General features: G+C 70.2%; 16 protein-coding genes. 11 read left to right on the plus strand and 5 right to left on the minus strand.

Annotation, left to right across the window (positions count from 1 at the left end):
• Positions 1–7: 7 nt before the first annotated feature.
• The 4 genes from OHA64_RS27795 (at position 8) to OHA64_RS27810 (ending at position 2855) form a co-directional block, all read left to right on the plus strand.
• Positions 8–220 carry a helix-turn-helix domain-containing protein gene (locus tag OHA64_RS27795; RefSeq protein WP_004984898.1) on the plus strand — a complete coding sequence of 71 codons (213 nt, stop codon included), beginning with the start codon at positions 8–10 and terminating at the stop codon, positions 218–220.
• 153 nt (positions 221–373) lie between these two features.
• Entirely contained in the window at positions 374–472 is a 99-nt protein-coding gene (locus tag OHA64_RS27800; RefSeq protein WP_003948845.1) for a 30S ribosomal protein bS22, read from the plus strand.
• Between the two features lie 245 nt (positions 473–717).
• A complete protein-coding gene (locus OHA64_RS27805; RefSeq protein WP_405617484.1) occupies positions 718–1779 on the plus strand; it encodes an NAD-dependent epimerase/dehydratase family protein in 1062 nt (353 codons plus the stop codon).
• Positions 1780–1793: 14 nt separating this feature from the next.
• Positions 1794–2855 carry a lysophospholipid acyltransferase family protein gene (locus tag OHA64_RS27810; protein WP_405617486.1) on the plus strand — a complete coding sequence of 354 codons (1062 nt, stop codon included), beginning with the start codon at positions 1794–1796 and terminating at the stop codon, positions 2853–2855.
• A 264-nt stretch (positions 2856–3119) separates the two neighbouring features.
• Here the strand turns inward: OHA64_RS27810 and OHA64_RS27815 are convergent, their stop codons facing one another.
• The 3 genes from OHA64_RS27815 to OHA64_RS27825 form a co-directional block, all read right to left on the minus strand.
• The gene (locus OHA64_RS27815; protein WP_405617487.1) at positions 3120–4370 is read right to left on the minus strand and encodes a DUF5667 domain-containing protein; all 1251 of its coding nucleotides are present in this window, start codon (positions 4368–4370) and stop codon (positions 3120–3122) included.
• 232 nt (positions 4371–4602) lie between these two features.
• A complete protein-coding gene (locus OHA64_RS27820; RefSeq protein WP_405617489.1) occupies positions 4603–5376 on the minus strand; it encodes an ECF subfamily RNA polymerase sigma factor, BldN family in 774 nt (257 codons plus the stop codon).
• A gap of 306 nt (positions 5377–5682) precedes the next feature.
• Entirely contained in the window at positions 5683–6594 is a 912-nt protein-coding gene (locus OHA64_RS27825; RefSeq protein WP_405617491.1) for an HAD family hydrolase, read from the minus strand.
• A 103-nt stretch (positions 6595–6697) separates the two neighbouring features.
• On the opposite strand from OHA64_RS27825, the gene OHA64_RS27830 reads away from it, so the two are divergent.
• The 5 genes from OHA64_RS27830 (at position 6698) to OHA64_RS27850 (ending at position 12412) form a co-directional block, all read left to right on the plus strand.
• Entirely contained in the window at positions 6698–6970 is a 273-nt protein-coding gene (locus tag OHA64_RS27830) for a glutaredoxin family protein (RefSeq protein ID WP_405617493.1), read from the plus strand.
• 255 nt (positions 6971–7225) lie between these two features.
• Positions 7226–7993 (plus strand): redox-sensing transcriptional repressor Rex, encoded by a 768-nt coding sequence (locus tag OHA64_RS27835; protein WP_405617495.1) that lies wholly within the window; start codon positions 7226–7228, stop codon positions 7991–7993.
• Entirely contained in the window at positions 7990–9753 is a 1764-nt protein-coding gene (locus OHA64_RS27840) for a glutamyl-tRNA reductase (RefSeq protein ID WP_405617497.1), read from the plus strand. Before OHA64_RS27835 ends, OHA64_RS27840 begins: the two co-directional genes overlap by 4 nt.
• Positions 9750–10709, plus strand: a complete 960-nt coding sequence (gene hemC, locus OHA64_RS27845; protein ID WP_405617499.1) for a hydroxymethylbilane synthase — start codon at positions 9750–9752, stop codon at positions 10707–10709. The genes OHA64_RS27840 and hemC overlap by 4 nt, the downstream gene beginning before the upstream one ends.
• Complete coding sequence (locus tag OHA64_RS27850; protein ID WP_405617501.1) at positions 10706–12412, plus strand: uroporphyrinogen-III synthase; 1707 nt, start codon at positions 10706–10708, stop codon at positions 12410–12412. Before hemC ends, OHA64_RS27850 begins: the two co-directional genes overlap by 4 nt.
• A 59-nt stretch (positions 12413–12471) precedes the next feature.
• On the opposite strand, the gene OHA64_RS27855 is transcribed toward OHA64_RS27850, so the two are convergent.
• Positions 12472–13857: an FAD-binding oxidoreductase gene (locus tag OHA64_RS27855; RefSeq protein ID WP_405617503.1), complete on the minus strand. Its 1386-nt coding sequence runs from the start codon at positions 13855–13857 to the stop codon at positions 12472–12474.
• Between the two features lie 551 nt (positions 13858–14408).
• Between OHA64_RS27855 and hemB the strand changes: the two genes are divergently transcribed.
• The gene (gene hemB, locus OHA64_RS27860) at positions 14409–15401 is read left to right on the plus strand and encodes a porphobilinogen synthase (protein WP_405617505.1); all 993 of its coding nucleotides are present in this window, start codon (positions 14409–14411) and stop codon (positions 15399–15401) included.
• Between the two features lie 20 nt (positions 15402–15421).
• On the opposite strand, the gene OHA64_RS27865 is transcribed toward hemB, so the two are convergent.
• Entirely contained in the window at positions 15422–15568 is a 147-nt protein-coding gene (locus tag OHA64_RS27865) for a hypothetical protein (RefSeq protein ID WP_405617507.1), read from the minus strand.
• A 248-nt stretch (positions 15569–15816) separates the two neighbouring features.
• Between OHA64_RS27865 and OHA64_RS27870 the strand changes: the two genes are divergently transcribed.
• Positions 15817–16719: an SAM-dependent methyltransferase gene (locus OHA64_RS27870; RefSeq protein ID WP_405617509.1), complete on the plus strand. Its 903-nt coding sequence runs from the start codon at positions 15817–15819 to the stop codon at positions 16717–16719.
• The last annotated feature ends 58 nt before the right edge of the window (positions 16720–16777 follow it).

Here is a 16777-nt window from a genome sequence, read left to right on the forward strand (position 1 = left end):
GTGTGTCATGGCTGCAGCTGGCGAGAGGCCTCTGAACGAGGTTCAGTTCCTTACCGTGGCGGAAGTCGCCTCGGTGATGCGAGTGTCGAAGATGACCGTGTACCGGTTGGTGCACAGCGGTCATCTGCCCGCTATCCGGGTGGGGCGGTCCTTCCGCGTCCCCGAGCAAGCGGTTCACGAGTACCTCCGTGAGAGCTATGTGGGGGTGGAAACCGCCTGACAGCGACGGGCCGGGGAGCCTCAGGGCAAGGTCAAGGGCTTCCCCGGCACCTCGATTACGACCTCAGCGCTCGGACGGGTAGGCTAGGCCCCCGTAGGTCGTATGGGCCCATGGCGCCCAGCACCGAGTGATGAGAAGTGAGCGAGGGTAGTCGTGGGCTCTGTTATCAAGAAGCGGCGCAAGCGGATGGCCAAGAAGAAGCACCGCAAGCTGCTCAAGCGCACGCGCGTTCAGCGTCGCAACAAGAAGTAAGCGACGCCGCGTAGGAAGCGTGTCTGTGGCCCCCCACCACACCCGGTGGGGGGCCACACGCGTATCCGGACGCCGGGAGTGGGCGTGTGCGTACGCACCTCATCCACATGGCTTGGTCTGGTCGTACGTCTGTGTATGCCGTCACTTCGTGCATTGGGCGGTCATCACAGCGCAACATCGACCCGCTAGGTTGGCCGTACACGGGGACTCGGCGGAGTACGAGGGTTGGAAGGAAGGCGCTGATCTTGGGCAAGGTCGTGCTCGTGACCGGGGTGGCACGTCAGCTGGGGGGCCGGTTCGTACGACGGATCCAGCGTGACCCACAGGTCGATCGGGTCATCGCCGTGGACGCCGTGCCGCCCGAGCACCATCTGGGCGGTGCCGACTTCATCCAGACCGATCTGCGGCAGCCCACCATCGCGCGAGTGCTCGCGGAGACGGCCGCCGACACAGTCGTCCACCTGGACGTGACCGCGACCGCGCTCGGCAGCGGCAGCCGGACCTCGGTCAAGGAGACCAACGTCATCGGCACCATGCAGCTGCTCGGTGCCTGCCAGAAGTCCCCGACGGTCAAGCGGCTCGTGGTGAAGTCCAGTACGAACGTCTACGGGTCCGCGCCCAGGGATCCCGCCGTGTTCACCGAGACCACGCCGCCCAAGTCGCTGCCCAGCGGCGGGTTCGCCAAGGACACCGTCGAGGTCGAGGGGTATGTGCGCGGGTTCGCCCGGAGGCGGCCCGACGTCGCCGTGTGCGTGCTGCGGTTCGCCAACATCCTCGGTCCGACCGCGGACACCCCGCTCGCCTCGTACTTCTCGCTGCCGGCCCTGCCGACCGTACTGGGCTACGACCCGCGGCTGCAGTTCGTGCACGAGGACGACGTGATCGAGGTGCTGCGGATCGCCTCGCACGAACCGGCGCGGGGCACGCTCAACAGCGGCACCTTCAACATCGCAGGTGATGGTGTGCTGTTGCTGTCGCAGTGTGCGCGGCGGCTCGGCCGGCCCACCGTGCCCCTGCTGCTGCCTGCCGTCACCTGGGCGGGCTCGCTGGTGCGTACGCTGGGCATGACGGACTTCTCCCCGGAGCAGATCCGGCTGCTGACCCACGGCCGGGTCGTGGCGACGACCCAGATGCGGGAGACGCTCGGGTTCCAGCCGAAGTACACGACGGCGGAGACCTTCGCGGACTTCGCGCGCAGCCGCGGCCCCGGACTCCTGCCGCCCGAGACCGTGGCCGGGGCTGTCGACCGGATCGCCGCGCTGCCCTTCGCGGGCAGCGGTCACCCCCCGACGCAGAGCGCCAACTGAGGAGCGCATCAACGATGGCGGACGCCAAGGTCATTCCGTTCGACGACGACCGGTCCCGCGGGAGTGCCGCGCAGCGGCCGCCGCGGCGCCGGAGTGCGGGGAACCGGCGCAACGGCACGGAATCTTCGCTGGTCCGTGAGGTCCAGCCCCTGCCCAGCAGGCCGCCCGCGCAGGATGATGTTCCTGTGATCGGTGAGGAACAGCCGCCCGAGCAGGCGCAGGACGACAGCGGACCCGGCGGCCTGGAGGGGCGTGTCGCGGGCGGCCTCGCCTTTCTGCGCCGCCGCCTCACCGGTGACTACGACGTCGACGACTTCGGCTACGACGAGGAGTTGACCGACCAGGTCCTGATGTCCCTGTTGCGGCCGGTGTACGAGAAGTACTTCCGGGTCGAGGTGAAGGGCGTCGAGAACATCCCGGCGAAGGGTGGCGCCCTGATCGTCGCCAACCACTCGGGGACGATCCCGCTGGACGGCCTGATGATGCAGGTCGCCGTTCACGACCACCACCCCGACGACCGTCACCTGCGCCTGCTGGCGGCGGACCTGGTCTTCATGCTGCCGGTGGTCAACGAGCTGGCCCGCAAGCTCGGTCACACGCTGGCCTGTGCGGAGGACGCCGAACGGCTGCTGGCCCAGGGCGAGCTGGTCGGGGTGATGCCGGAGGGCTTCAAGGGCATCGGCAAGCCCTTCAGTGAGCGCTACAAGCTTCAGCGCTTCGGCCGCGGTGGTTTCGTCTCCACGGCCCTGCGGCAGGGCGCACCGATCATCCCGTGCTCCATCGTCGGGGCCGAGGAGATCTACCCGATGATCGGCAACGCCAGGACGCTCGCCCGCGTACTGGGCTTCCCGTACTTCCCGCTCACGCCGACCTTTCCGTGGCTCGGCCCGCTGGGCGCGATCCCGCTGCCGACCAAGTGGACGATCCAGTTCGGCGAGCCGATCCGCACGGACGGCTATCCGCCGGAGGCCGCCGAGGACCCGATGCTGATGTTCAACCTGACCGACCAGGTCAGGGAGCAGATCCAGCACACGTTGTACAAGTTGCTGGTGCAGCGGCGGTCGGTGTTCTTCTGACGGAGGCGGCTCTTCGGAGGCGGGGAGCGCGGGGCTGGGGAGGCCGCTGGAGGTCGTCGGACGGAGTCCGGCGCAGCTGTCCGATGCCTGCGAAGCAGTGTGAGGGCGGCAGACAGGAGGGGCCAAGTTGCTGGTGCAGCGGCGGTCGGTGTTCTTCTGAGAAGGATGCTCGAGCGCGTTGTACGGCGATGGGGGCGCCCCTCCTGAGAGGGGCGCCCCCATCGCCGTAGGGACTGCAGGTACTACTGGGTGGGACTGCCGGGGTTACTGGTCTTCCTCGCCGTCGATGCCCAGGCCGGGGAGCAGGCCGGGGAGCAGGGGCGGGAGGGTGACGTCCGGTTCGATGGTGGGTGGGGTGCTGGTGGACGGGGAGGTGCTGCCGGTGTCCTTGGGCGGGTCGAGGAGGCCGCCGGTGTTGCCGCCGAGCAGGCCCTCCTCCTCGCCGGTGGAGCCGGCCGGTTTGCTGGGGCTGTGGCTGCCGGTGCCGCTGTCGTGGGAGGAGCTGCCGCTGCCGGTACGAGGTGCCGAGGAGCGGCCGGAACCGGACGAGGCGTCGGAGGACGTCGCTCCGGGGCCCTGTCGTCGCCCGTCGTCGCCGGTGTCCCGGGCCGGAGGCCTAGGGAGGAGGGACTGCAGCGGGGCGACCTCTTCGTCTATGGCGTCGAAGACCGACGACACCTGCTGACTCACGTCACCGAGCTGCACGGGAAGCCTGTCGCGGAGCGCGCCCCAGGCATCACGGTGCGAGCGGGAGAAGGCGTCGAGGGCCTGGATGGGACCCAGGGAGTCCGGGTCGCGTTGGTACGCCGCGGTCAGCAGGCGGTGGCCCTCGGACGCGTCGTGCTGCACGCCCGACAGGGTGCGGCGGATCTCGCCGAGGGACTCGTGGTCGAGCCGGCTGCCGTGATCGCGCTCCATCAGTCGGCGGGCCTCGCTCAGGCGGGTGGACGCCTGGTCGAGGAAGGCCACACCGCGTTCGTCGTCGCCCTCGGACATGTGGTTGAGCTTGAAGTCCTCGATGCCCCGCTTGAGGCCGTAGAGCGAGTCACCGGGCAGGGCGTCCGAGCTGGCGGCAGCGATGCCGCCGAAGGCGCCCGCGGCGACGCCGACGCTGAGCCCGCCCGCGGCAAGCCCCTTGGCCAGGCGGGAACGTGGTCGGAACTTCCCCAGCGGACTCGCCCGGTGGGAGCCCCGCGCCCGGTGGGAACGCTGCTCGGGCACCGAGGCGTCCGTCGCCCCGCCGCCCGCTGCCGTGCCCTCCAGGAGCATGGCCTCCATGGCGGCCACGAGCTGGGCCCGTTGGACGACCTTGACCTCGGGGTCCAGCTGTGGTTTGGGCAGCTCGCCGAGACACGCCGCGAGGGCCGCCAGACGGCCCTGTTCGGTCTGTTCCGCAGCAGCCGGGGACGGCGGGGGTCCTTCGGACTGCTCGGCCGCCGTGCCCCCGTCGGACTGCTCCTCCAGGGCCTGGGCGAAGGCGTTCGCCCGCCGGTGCGCCGAAACGTTCGCGATCACAGGCGGCACCTCCTCTCGTCATGACGATCGGCTCCCCAGGGGGTCCTGAGGGTTGCACGCCCTGACCACAAGCACACGATCGGGTGATCGAGTCGGCCAGGGAGTGACCACAGGGAGCCTGCATCCCGCACAACGAGTAGCGCGGCACTTGGGTTACGGACGGCGGATGATCGGATCGGGGAGCCAACGGACTTTTACCGACAGCGAGTTGGGTATTACCGAGCGTGCACGGTCAGTGTGCGTCGTCCGGGAGGAGCCGGGCGAGGGTGCGGACGGCCCGGTACTGGAGGGTCTTGATGGCCCCCTCGTTCTTGCCCATCACCCGGGCGGTCTCGGCGACGGAGAGACCCTGGAGGAATCGGAGGGTCACGCACTCCTGCTGCTGTGGATTGAGCCGTCGTACGGCGTCGAGGAGTGCGGCGTTGGAAAGGGACTCCAGGACGGAGTCCTCGGGTGAGCGCTCGACCTCGTTGGCGTCGAGCATCTCGCCGGTGGTCACTTCGAGCCGGAAGCGGCTGGACTTGAAGTGGTCGGCGACCAGGTTGCGGGCGATCGTCACCAGCCAGGCGCCGAAGTCACGGCCCTGCCAGGTGAAGGTGCCGATGCGGCGCAGGGCACGCAGGAACGTCTCGCTGGTGAGGTCCTCGGCGGTGGCTTTGCCTCCCACGCGGTAGTAGATGTACCGGTACACGGTGTCGCTGTACTGGTCGTAGAGGCGGCCGAAGGCGTCGGACTCGCCGGCCTGGGCGCGTTCCACCAGGTCCATCATGCGGGCGCTGTCACTGTCCGCGGCAGGACGGCGGACGGGGGCGGCACCGGTCGAGCGCCCTCGTCTGCCGACGGCGGCGCTCCCGTCGGCGAGTGCGTAGCACGGGCCGACGGGGGTAGTGGCAACGGCGAGGGCAGGGACGGCGTACGCGGTGGGGACGAAGCCGCGCAACAGGTCTTTGACCGTTGCGCGCAGCGTAGCCAGGCCCGAGGCGTCAACCCCGACGTGTGGGTACACGGGACTCCCAGAGGCAGAGCTTCCAACACGTGCAGTGCGGAACCGTTCACCCGTCGTAGCGACGGAAGGGGATCCGGATTGCGTCTGAGGAGAATAACGCTTAGTGCAGGCCCTGTTACACGCAGTTGCTAAAATCATCGATTACGTCGCTTCCGTAACCGATTGACACCCAATCAAGTACCGGACAGTGGCCGATTATTGATCGAAATGTTGCGCTTTCGGTCCCGGTCCGGGGCGTGTTGTGGCCGTGTGCAGCCAACGTGACTGGGTGGCGAGGTGCGGGGGGTGCGAGCCGGGGATTGGTCGTCAGCGCCGGCGCTTGTGCAGAGCGATCGCCGCCGCCGTGCCGCCCGCCACCGCGCCCACACCGGCCGCCGCCGGGATTCCGACCTTCGCCGCCTTGCGGCCCGTGCGGTAGTCCCGCAGGCGCCATTCCAGTTGACGGGCGTGCTTGCGGAGCTTGCTGTCCGGGTTGATCGCGTAGGGGTGGCCGACCAGGGACAGCATCGGGATGTCGTTGTGCGAGTCGCTGTAGGCCGCGCAGCGGGAGAGGTCCAGGCCCTCCGCCGTGGCCAGGGCGCGGACCGCCTCCGCCTTGGCGGGGCCGTGCAGGGGCTCGCCGACCAGCTTGCCCGTGTAGACGCCGCCGACCGATTCGGCGACCGTGCCCAGTGCGCCCGTCAGGCCGAGGCGGCGGGCGATCACCTGGGCGATCTCCACCGGGGCCGCTGTGACCAGCCACACCTTCTGGCCCGCGTCGAGGTGTGCCTGCGCGAGGGCGCGGGTGCCCGGCCAGATGCGCTCGGCCATGTACTCGTCGTAGATCTCCTCGCCGATCGACTGCAGCTCGGCGACGCGGTGGCCCTTCACGATGGACAGCGCGGAGTCCCGGGCCTCCTGCATGTGCTCCGGGTCCTCGACGCCGGCCAGCCGGAACCACGCCTGCTGCCAGGCGAACTTCGCGAGGTCGCGGGTCTCGAAGAACTTCCGCTTGTACAGGCCCCGCCCGAAGTGGAACAGCGCGGCGCCCTGCATCACGGTGTTGTCCAGGTCGAAGAAGGCGGCGGCGTGCGCGTCGCCGTGCACCGGGAACTCCGGTTCCTCGCCGGAGACGTCCTGTGTGGACTTGCGTGCTGCCTCCGCCGAGGCCTCGCCGGCCAGCACGCTGCGTGCCGTGGCGGAGCGCCTACGGGGGGTGAGCCATCCGAGAGCGGCCATGGCGTGAGCATAGCCATTCTGTTCGGCGGTTCCGGAGTCGTAGGGTTCGGAGCCTGTGAACTCTCCGCGACTGTGCCGTTAAACAAGCGGGAGGATGGACGACATGACTCCACTCTTCCGCCGTAGCGGCCCCGCCCCGCAGGACCGGCTTGTCACGCTCATCCGGAAGCCCGGCTGCCATTTGTGTGACGACGCCCAGGCGGTCGTGGAGAAGGTGTGTGCCGAGCTCGGCGTTTCCTGGGAGCAGAAGGACATCACCCAGGACCCCCAACTGCATGACCAGTACTGGGAGCAGATCCCGGTCGTCCTCGTGGATGGCGAGCAGCACACTTTTTGGCGTGTGAACGAGGAACGCCTTCGCAAAGCATTGGCTTAGGATCGACGACGAACAGGTCTCGGGGGCGGGGATCGTAGAGGAGAGTGTGCGGTTTTGCCCCCAGGAGAGAAGGAACGGTGGCGCGTGTACGCCGGTTCCACACACCTGCGCCGGGGGCGCGTGACCCCGGTCACGTTGGCCGGGCAAATCGGACACCATCTTTGTGCACGCGTTCACAAAGACATAGCCTGCTGTCGACGGGGCGGTCTGGGGACGTGTGACCGCCTGCAGCCCCGCTCTACCCGCAGGAGCACCGTGGCAACTGGCCGAACTCACCGACCGGCGACCCGTAGCCGAGGGATTCCCGAGGCCACCGTCGCCCGGCTTCCGCTGTATCTCCGCGCGCTGACCGGGCTCTCGGAGCGCTCGGTGCCCACGGTCTCCTCCGAGGAGCTCGCGGCCGCCGCTGGAGTCAACTCCGCGAAGCTGCGCAAGGATTTCTCGTACCTGGGTTCGTACGGCACGCGTGGTGTCGGCTACGACGTCGAGTATCTCGTCTACCAGATCTCGCGTGAACTGGGGCTGACCCAGGACTGGCCGGTTGTGATCGTCGGTATCGGCAACCTCGGCGCCGCCCTGGCCAACTACGGCGGGTTCGCCTCCCGTGGCTTCCGGGTCGCCGCGCTCATCGACGCCGACCCCGCGATGGCCGGAAAGCCGGTGGCCGGGATCCCCGTCCAGCACACGGACGAGCTCGAGAAGATCATCTCGGACAACGGCGTGTCGATCGGTGTCATCGCCACGCCCGCCGGTGCCGCCCAGCAGGTCTGCGAACGACTCGTGGCCGCCGGCGTCACCTCCATCCTGAACTTCGCGCCGACCGTGCTGTCCGTGCCGGACGGCGTCGACGTGCGCAAGGTCGACCTCTCCATCGAGCTGCAGATCCTCGCCTTCCACGAGCAGCGCAAGGCCGGCGAGGAGGCCGCCGCCGCAGCCGACGGCGCGATCCCGACCGCCGCCGCGCGCAAGCGCTCCGCCGACAAGGGACCAGACGGGGACGTCCCCGCCGTGATGCCGGCATGAGTCTCCTCGTCGTCGGGCTGAGCCACCGCAGCGCCCCGGTCAGCGTGCTGGAACGGGCCGCGTTGACCGCGGACGCCCAGATCAAGCTGCTCCAGGACACGGTCGCCGCCGAACCGGCCGCCGAGGCCGCGGTGCTCGCCACCTGCAACCGCATCGAGCTGTACGCCGACGTGGACAAGTTCCACGCCGGTGTCGCCGAGCTGTCCACGCTGCTCGCCCAGCACAGCGGGGTCGGCCTGGAGGAGCTCACTCCCTATCTCTATGTGCACTACGAGGACCGGGCCGTCCACCACCTCTTCTCGGTGGCCTGCGGGCTCGACTCGATGGTCGTCGGCGAGGGGCAGATCCTCGGTCAGATAAAGGCCTCCCTGGCGAAGGCACAGGACCTGCACACCACCGGGCGACTCCTGAACGACCTGTTCCAGCAGGCCCTGCGGGTCGGCAAGCGCGCCCACTCCGAGACCGGCATCGACCGCGCCGGACAGTCCCTGGTCACCTTCGGCCTGGAGCAGCTGGCGTCCGGGACGGCGATCGACACCTGGGCCCGCGGCAAGCGGGCCCTGGTCATCGGCGCCGGCTCGATGTCCTCGCTGGCCGCGGCCACGCTCGCGCGGGCCGGGGTCGCCGAGGTCGTCGTCGCCAACCGCACCCCGGACCGCGCCCAGCGTCTCGCGCAGATACTGGCCGAGGGCGACGACACGGACGTGTCGGCCCGCGCGGTCCCGATGGAATCGGTGCCGGTCGAGCTGACACGTGCCGATGTCGCCGTCTCCTGCACCGGAGCGACGGGGCTGGTGCTCTCGGCCGAGGCGATCACTGCCGCGGTGCGGGGGCGTGGCCCCGAGGGCGGCGCCGGTTCTGGCGGGGCGAACCTGCCGGGCGCGGGGCACCCGGTCTCCGACTCCGGCCGTACGACCGCTTCGGCCGCGCTGCCGCCCACCAGCCTCGGCGCCGAGGAGGGCTGTCCGCTCGACCTGCCCGCCGTGCAGGCGACCGCCGGGTTCTCCGTGCTCGGCGAGGCAGCCGTGGCCGGGATGGCCGCCGCCGACCTGGAACAGCACGCCGCCTGGGTGGACAACGGCACCTCGCGTCAACAGAACTCCACCCCCGTCGGCCTCGTCGCCACGCTCGACCCGGCCGAGGAGACGGAGACCATCGCCGCGCTCGCCGCCGCCGCGGCCGTCATCGGGCGGGTGCCCGAGCGGCGCAAGCCCGAACCGGTCGCCGAGATCCCGCGCCCCGAGCCCACGCTCTTCCTGCTCGACCTCGCCATGCCGCGCGACATCGACGCGGCGGTGCACCGGCTGACCGGGGTACGGCTGGTCGACATCGAGTCGCTGGCCGAGGCCTCCGCCGACGCGCCGATGGCGGCCGACGTCGACCAGGTCCGCCGTATCGTCGCCGACGAGGTCACGGCCTTCGGGGCGGCGCTGCGGGCCGCGCACATCACGCCGACCGTGGTCGCCCTGCGCACCATGGCCGCCGACGTGGTCGCCGGTGAGATAGCCCGGCTCGACGGCCGGTTGCCCGGACTCGACGACAAGCAGCGCGGAGAGATCACGCAGACCGTGAAGCGCGTGGTCGACAAGCTGCTGCACGCGCCGACCGTACGGGTCAAGCAGCTCGCGGCCGAGCCCGGCGGCGCCGGGTACGCGGACGCCCTGCGCACCCTTTTCGATCTCGACCCCGAGACGGTGGCCTCCGTCTCCCGCGCCGAGGACAGCACCGAGAACAACGGCAAGAACCGAGGGCCGGCATGAGTAGCAAGGCATTGAGGCTCGGGACCAGGCGAAGCAGGCTCGCCATGGCCCAGTCCGGGCAGGTGGCCGAAGCCGTGAGCCGGGTGACCGGACGGCCCGTCGAACTCGTCGAGATCACCACGTACGGTGACACCTCCCGCGAGCAGCTCGCGCAGATCGGCGGCACCGGTGTCTTCGTGACCGCGCTGCGCGAGGCACTGCTCAAGGGCGAGATCGACGTGGCGGTTCATTCGCTGAAGGACCTCCCGACCGGGCAGCCCGACCAGCTCTCGCTGGTCGCCGTCCCGGTGCGCGAGGACCCGCGGGACGTCATCGTCGCCCGGGACGCGCTGAAGCTCACCGACCTGCCGCGCGGGGCCCGGATCGGTACGGGTTCGCCGCGGCGGATGGCCCAGCTGAACGCGTACGCGCGCGGCCACGGACTGGACATCGAGACGGTCCCGATCCGCGGCAACGTCGACACCCGCATCGGATACGTCCAGGACGGTGAGCTGGACGCCGTCGTCCTGGCCGCCGCCGGACTGAGCCGGATCGGCCGGATCGACGAAGTGACCGACTTCCTGTCGGTCGACACGGTTTTGCCCGCTCCCGGCCAGGGAGCACTCGCGATCGAGTGTGCCGCGGAAAACGCGGGCCTGATCGCCGCGCTCGGTGAGCTCGACGACCCGTTCACACGGGTCGCCGTGACCGCCGAACGGTCACTGCTCGCCGCCCTGGAGGCCGGTTGCAGCGCCCCTGTGGGGGCGTTGGCCGACCTGCTGGCCGACGGGCAGATTGTCAAGGAAATGCGCCTGCGCGGCGTCGTCGGCACGACCGACGGCACGCGGATGGTGCAGCTGTCCACCACCGGTCCCGTGCCCGAGACGTACGACCAGGCAATGGCGCTCGGTCGCGAACTCGCTGCCGAGATGTTTGCCCAGGGCGCGGCCGGTCTGATGGGGGAGCAAGCACAGTGAGCCCCACCACTCTTCCCGCCGGTCCTGAACACGGGCACGTCACCTTCCTCGGTGCCGGACCCGGAGATCCGGGACTACTGACTCTGCGCGCCGTCGAGGCGCTGGCAAACGCGGACGTCCTCGTCGCCGAGCATGAAGTGCTCGACGTCGTACGTACGCATGCCAGGTCCGGTGTCGCCGTCGTGAACACGGACTCGGACCCCTTCGCGGGTCCGCATCCGGGCACAGGCGCGCCTCAACTGACGGTTGTTGACGGCGCGTCAACAACCGCTGGCACTCCCGCCGTGCGGGATGCCGCACATCTTGTCATGGAGGCCGCGCGGGGCGGCAGGCGGGTCGTGCGTGCGGTGACCGGGGACCCCGGGCTCGACACGTACGCCGCCGAGGAGATGCTGGCCTGCGCCGCCGCCGGGGTGCCTTTCGAGGTCGTGCCGGGTGTCGCGGCGGCCGTGGGCGTCCCCGCCTACGCCGGTGTGCCCCTGCGGGACGCCGAGGGCGCCGACGTCCGCTTCGTGGACGCGCGGACGGCTTCGGACCGGTGCTGGACGGAGGTGGGGGCGTCGGACGGGACGGTTGTCGTGTCGACGACTCTCGACTCCGTCGCGGCGGCCGCCGGCGAACTGGTGTCCGCCGGACGCAAGCCCGACACCCCGTTGACGGTCACGGTCGCCGGTACGACCACGCGTCAGCGGACCTGGACGGCGACCCTGGGGACCATCGCCCAGACGCTGAAGCAGGCCAAGGTGCTGCCCTCCCCGGAGGGCGGTCGGCCGGTGATAGCCGTGGTCGGTGAGCGGTCCGCCGCGGCTCAGCGTGAGCAGCTCTCGTGGTTCGAGTCCAAGCCGCTGTTCGGCTGGAAGGTGCTCGTGCCGCGGACGAAGGAGCAGTCGGCGTCCCTCTCCGACCAGCTGCGGTCCTACGGAGCCGTGCCGCACGAGGTGCCGACGATCGCCGTCGAGCCGCCGCGGACGCCCCAGCAGATGGAGCGGGCGGTGAAGGGGCTGGTGACCGGACGCTACGAGTGGATCGCGTTCACGTCGGTCAACGCCGTCAAGGCCGTGCGGGAGAAGTTCGAGGAGTACGGGCTCGACGCGCGTGCCTTCGCGGGGATCAAGGTCGCAGCGGTGGGGGAGCAGACCGCGAAGGCGCTGATCGCGTTCGGTGTGAAGCCGGATCTGGTGCCGAGTGGGGAGCAGTCTGCTGCTGGGTTGCTGGAGGACTGGCCTCCGTACGACCCGGTGTTCGACCCGATCGACCGGGTGTTCCTGCCGCGTGCCGACATCGCCACCGAGACGCTGGTGGCGGGTCTCATCGAGCTCGGCTGGGAGGTCGATGACGTCACGGCCTACCGGACCGTGCGGGCCTCGCCGCCGCCTGCCGAGACGCGGGAGGCGATCAAGGGCGGTGGGTTCGACGCCGTTCTGTTCACGTCGTCGAGCACCGTGCGGAACCTGGTGGGTATCGCCGGTAAGCCGCACAACGTGACGGTCATCGCGTGTATCGGGCCGGCCACCGCCAAGACCGCCGAGGAACATGGCCTTCGGGTGGACGTGATGGCTCCCGAGCCGTCCGTGCACCGGCTGGCCGAGGCTCTCGCCGACTTCGGGCTGCGGCGGCGCGCCGCGGCGGTCGAGGCCGGGGATCCGGTGACTCGGCCGAGTGAGCGGCGGCCGGGGGCTCGGCGTAGGCGTACGACTACCTGACGTCGTCGCGCTGAGTGTGGAGGGCTGACGCCGTCGCGCTGAGTGTCGAGGGCTGGTCGTCAGGCCGGGGGCACCGTGTGGCCGTAGCGGAGCAGGTTCGCCGGGTCGTAGGTGTGCTTGGCCTGTCGGAGGTGGGCGTAGACCTCCGGGGTCCATGCCCGGGCGCGGTCCTGTTCGTCGCCCGGGGCACCATGGATGTTGACCATCGTGCGGCCCGTGCCGTACGGGGCCATCGCGGTGTTGAGGGCTGTCGTGGCCCGTTCTATGGCCTCTGCGGCCGGCGGGGATGCCACGATCGCCACGGTTTCCAGGAAGTAGGCGGCGTCGCGGGCGCAGATCGCGTCCTCGACGGCCGCCGGGCGGGACAGGGCTCCGCCCATGTGGCGGATCTCCGTCAGCAGGATCGGGTAGTCCTGCGCGGTCGACCCTGCCTCGTCGAGGAACGTGCGGATGGCGTCCGGGGTCAGGTCGCGCAGCAGCGTGCAGGATTCGCGGGCGGGGAGCGGGTCCTGGGGCTCCATGTAGATACGGTCCACCGCCGCGTAGTCCATCCCCTCCACCGTGTCGACGACCACGGGGGCCGCCTCGCGGAGGGGGGCGACGAGGCGTTCGCCTTCCGCTGTGTCGCCGGTCCAGGCGATCGCCACGCGGGCCCAGAAGCCGCCGCGCAGCGGTTCGGGGATCTGGGGGATCGGGGGGAGGCGCAGGAGGCTGAACGCGCTGCACATCTCCGGGGGCACGGTCCGTGTCCAGTCCGCCCAGGCTCTGAGGAGGGGCTCGGCGTGCTCGCCGCGGCAGTAGAGGCCGCCGCCGAGGATGCGGGGGAGGGGGAGCAGGTCGAAGGTCAGTCGCGTGACTACTCCTACGTTGCCCTTTCCGCCGCGTAGGGCCCAGAACAGTTCGGGTTCGTTGGTGTGGTCCGCTTCGCGGAGGGTGCCGTTCGGGGTGACGACCTGGAAGGAGCGGACCAGGTCGGCCGCGTAGCCGTAGGCCCTGCCGAGGACCGGGAGGCCGCCGCCGAGGGTGTAGCCGACGACGCCGGCGTCCGACGAGGTGCCGGTGAGGGCGGCGAGGCCGTGGGGGGCCGCCGCGTCCAGGACGTGCCGCCATTTCGCGCCTGCGGCCGCTGTCGCGGTGCGGGCGGTGGGGTCGATGTCCACGTCCGTCATGCGGGTGGTGGTGATCAGCAGGCCGCTGTCGATGGGGAAGTTCGCGCCGTGGCCGGTGGCCTGGACGGCGACGGGGGTGCTGGTGGCGGACGCCCAGCGCATCGCGGTCACGATGTCGGCGGTGCCGGTGGCTCCGACGACCAGGTCGGGGGTGTGGAGGGCGGCCAGGTTGAAACCGGTGACCTCGTCGGCGTAGGCGTCGTCGCCGGGGCGTAGGACCGGGCCGTGGATGTCGGACAGGGCGAAGAGGCCGGGGGTGTGGTGGATGGTGGTCATCGCGTCCTCCGGGGGCGCTGTGGGCTGCGCGGGGGAGTCCGTGAGTCCTTGAGGCCTTGAGTCCTTGAGCTGTTGGGGGCTCGGGGAGAAGGCTGGGGGTACTTCAAGCTTGGACCTGTGGGGTGTGTGGCGCATGTGGGGCGGGTGGGTGGTGCTCTCGGTGCCTGCGGCTGTCTGCGGGTTCGGGGGCGTGGCGGGGGATGCCTGCGGCGCTGTGCGGGTTCGGTGGGGGTGGCTGTAGCGCCTGCGGTTCGGGGGTGGGTTGGGGCCGGGACGGGGGTGTCCGTCCTCGGAACGTCGCGGAATCGGTTTCTTGGTGAGGGGGCGGTGTTGACGCGACAACCGCTGCGGGCGGACACCCCCGTCCCGTCCCCTTCCCGCCGTACGCGGGCGCGGCCACCGCTGTGACACCGGCCCCGCCCGGTCCACATCTGTCGGCGGCGTCCGGCTGGGCGGGTGCGTCCATCGCCGTCGTGGGGGTGGTTTGCAGTCTGTGCTGCGCCGACGGCTCGTCGGCAAAGGGGGTGCTGGGCCGGGCGTAGCGTGGTGGCATGACGACTTACGGATCCTTCCCCGGCACGCGGCCGCGGCGGCTGCGGACCACCCCCGTCATGCGGCGCATGGTCGCTGAGACCCGGCTGCATCCGGCCGACTTCATCCTCCCGGCCTTCGTGGTCGAGGGTGCGGCGGAGCCGGTGCCGATCGGTGCGATGCCCGGTGTCGTGCAGCACACCCGGGACAGTCTGAAGAAGGCCGCCGCCGAGGCCGTGGCCGCCGGGATCTCCGGGATCATGCTGTTCGGTGTGCCGGAGGAGTCGAAGAAGGACGCGGTCGGTACGCCGGGGACCGACCCCGACGGGATCCTCCAGGTCGCTCTTCGTGATGTGCGGGCCGAGGTCGGGGACGATCTCTTGGTGATGTCCGATCTGTGTCTCGATGAGACGATCGATCACGGGCACTGTGGGGTTCTGGACGCTGAGGGGCGTGTCGACAACGACGCGACTCTGGAGCGGTACGCCGAGATGGCCCGGGTGCAGGCCGATGCCGGGGCCCATGTGGTGGGGCCCAGCGGGATGATGGACGGGCAGATCGGGGTCATCCGTGACGCCCTGGATCAGATCGGGCGGGAGGACGTGGCGATCCTGGCCTACACGGCCAAGTACGCGTCCGCGTTCTACGGGCCCTTCCGGGAGGCCGTCGCCTCGTCGTTGAAGGGCGACCGGAAGACGTATCAGCAGGACCCGGCGAATGCGCGGGAGTCCATGCGGGAGCTGGCCCTGGATCTGGAGGAGGGGGCCGACATGGTGATGGTCAAGCCCGCCGGGCCTTACCTGGACATCCTGGCGCGCGTCGCGGACGCCGTGGACGTGCCGGTCGCCGCCTACCAGATCTCCGGCGAGTACTCGATGATCGAGGCCGCCGCCGAGAAGGGCTGGATCGACAGGGACCGGGCCATCCTGGAGTCTCTCACCGGCATCAAGCGTGCGGGTGCGCGGAACATCCTGACGTACTGGGCCACCGAGGTCGCTCAGAAGCTGGCTTGACTCGGCTCCGCGGCCCGGGGTCAGTGTGTGGAGTGGGTCGAGGAGGACGTGGTTGAGGGGCCCTCGTCCCGTACGCCGGTTCCGTCCTTGCAGCCTGTGAGCATGAGTGCGGCGAGCACGGTTGCCGATGCGGCGAGCAGGCGGAGGCGGGTGGTGTGTGCGGGCATGGGTCGGCTCTCTCCTTCGGTGGCGTCAGGGGAGGGGGGCTGATCCACAGCCTGTGGGTGATCGGGGTCAGGTGCCAGGCCTGTCGGGGGATTCGGGACGCCGGAACGGTGGGGCCTTCGCTGACCTGCGCGGACGTCATGTCCCGGAGGGACGGTGCGGGACGCGGGAAGCCGAGTGGGCACCATCAAGTGGCACTGAGAGTTAGGTTGTTGACCAATGCTTGTCTTTTGAAGGACTGGAGACGCCGATGTCCGGTGACGCCCTCAGCCACGACCCCGCCGAGCTGAGAAGGAGGATCGACACCACCAAGGCGCACCCGGCTCGTGTCTACGACGTCTTCCTCGGCGGCAAGGACAACTACCCCGTCGACCGGAACGCGGCCGCCGCCGCGCTCGCCGCCAATCCGCGCGGCTACCTCGACGTACGGCACAACCGGGACTTCCTGCGCCGGGCCGTCACGGAACTGGCCCAGCGGGACGGCATCCGGCAGTTCCTCGACATCGGCACCGGGCTGCCCACCGCGGAGAACGTCCACCAGATCGCCCAGCGCATCACCCCGGACTCGCGGGTCGTGTACGTCGACAACGACCCCGTCGTGCTCGCGCACGCGCGTGCGCTGCTGACCAGCGGGCCCGACGGACTCACCGACTACATCGACGCCGACTTCAAGAACCCGGCGCAGATCCTCGAACAGGCCGCGAAGACGCTGGACTTCGACCAGCCCGTCGCGCTGTGCCTGGTCGCGATCCTGCACTTCGTCGAGGACGAGGAGGCGTACCCGATCGTGCGGGGGCTCCTCGACGCCCTGCCCTCCGGCAGCCGGCTCGTCCTCAGCCATCTGACGGAGGACCTCAATCCCGAGAACATCCGCGCCGTCCAGCGGACGTACACCGAGCGCGGGTTCACCTTCGTACTGCGGTCCGCGGCGGAGGTCGAGCGGTTCTTCACCGCCAACTCCCTGGAACTCGCCGAGCCGGGTGTCGTCCCCGCCCACCACTGGCGGCCGGACAACGCGGCCCCCGTGCCCGAGCAGGCGGAGGCCGCCTACCTGGCCTCACTCGACGCGATCGAAAGGGTCCGCTACGCCGACATCAACGACGTCACGGACGCGGACATCAACGTGTACGCGGCGGTCGCGAAGAAGGCCTGAGGGCCGGGGGCGTCCGTATCGTGGAAAGCTGCTTGTAGGGGGCATGTAGGTCTTTAGG

This window comes from Streptomyces sp. NBC_00076 (assembly GCF_045041235.1).
In the GTDB taxonomy this organism is placed as follows: domain Bacteria; phylum Actinomycetota; class Actinomycetes; order Streptomycetales; family Streptomycetaceae; genus Streptomyces.

Bases quoted from the DNA above. Each gene is read 5' to 3' on its own strand.
- OHA64_RS27795 (WP_004984898.1), top strand. From the start codon at position 8: ATGGCTGCAGCTGGCGAGAGGCCTCTGAACGAGGTTCAGTTCCTTACC.
- OHA64_RS27810 (WP_405617486.1), top strand. From the start codon at position 1,794: ATGGCGGACGCCAAGGTCATTCCGTTCGACGACGACCGGTCCCGCGGG.
- OHA64_RS27825 (WP_405617491.1), bottom strand. From the start codon at position 6,594: ATGGCCGCTCTCGGATGGCTCACCCCCCGTAGGCGCTCCGCCACGGCA.
- OHA64_RS27830 (WP_405617493.1), top strand. From the start codon at position 6,698: ATGACTCCACTCTTCCGCCGTAGCGGCCCCGCCCCGCAGGACCGGCTT.
- OHA64_RS27840 (WP_405617497.1), top strand. From the start codon at position 7,990: ATGAGTCTCCTCGTCGTCGGGCTGAGCCACCGCAGCGCCCCGGTCAGC.
- hemC (WP_405617499.1), top strand. From the start codon at position 9,750: ATGAGTAGCAAGGCATTGAGGCTCGGGACCAGGCGAAGCAGGCTCGCC.
- OHA64_RS27855 (WP_405617503.1), bottom strand. From the start codon at position 13,857: ATGACCACCATCCACCACACCCCCGGCCTCTTCGCCCTGTCCGACATC.
- hemB (WP_405617505.1), top strand. From the start codon at position 14,409: ATGACGACTTACGGATCCTTCCCCGGCACGCGGCCGCGGCGGCTGCGG.
- OHA64_RS27865 (WP_405617507.1), bottom strand. From the start codon at position 15,568: ATGCCCGCACACACCACCCGCCTCCGCCTGCTCGCCGCATCGGCAACC.
- OHA64_RS27870 (WP_405617509.1), top strand. From the start codon at position 15,817: ATGTCCGGTGACGCCCTCAGCCACGACCCCGCCGAGCTGAGAAGGAGG.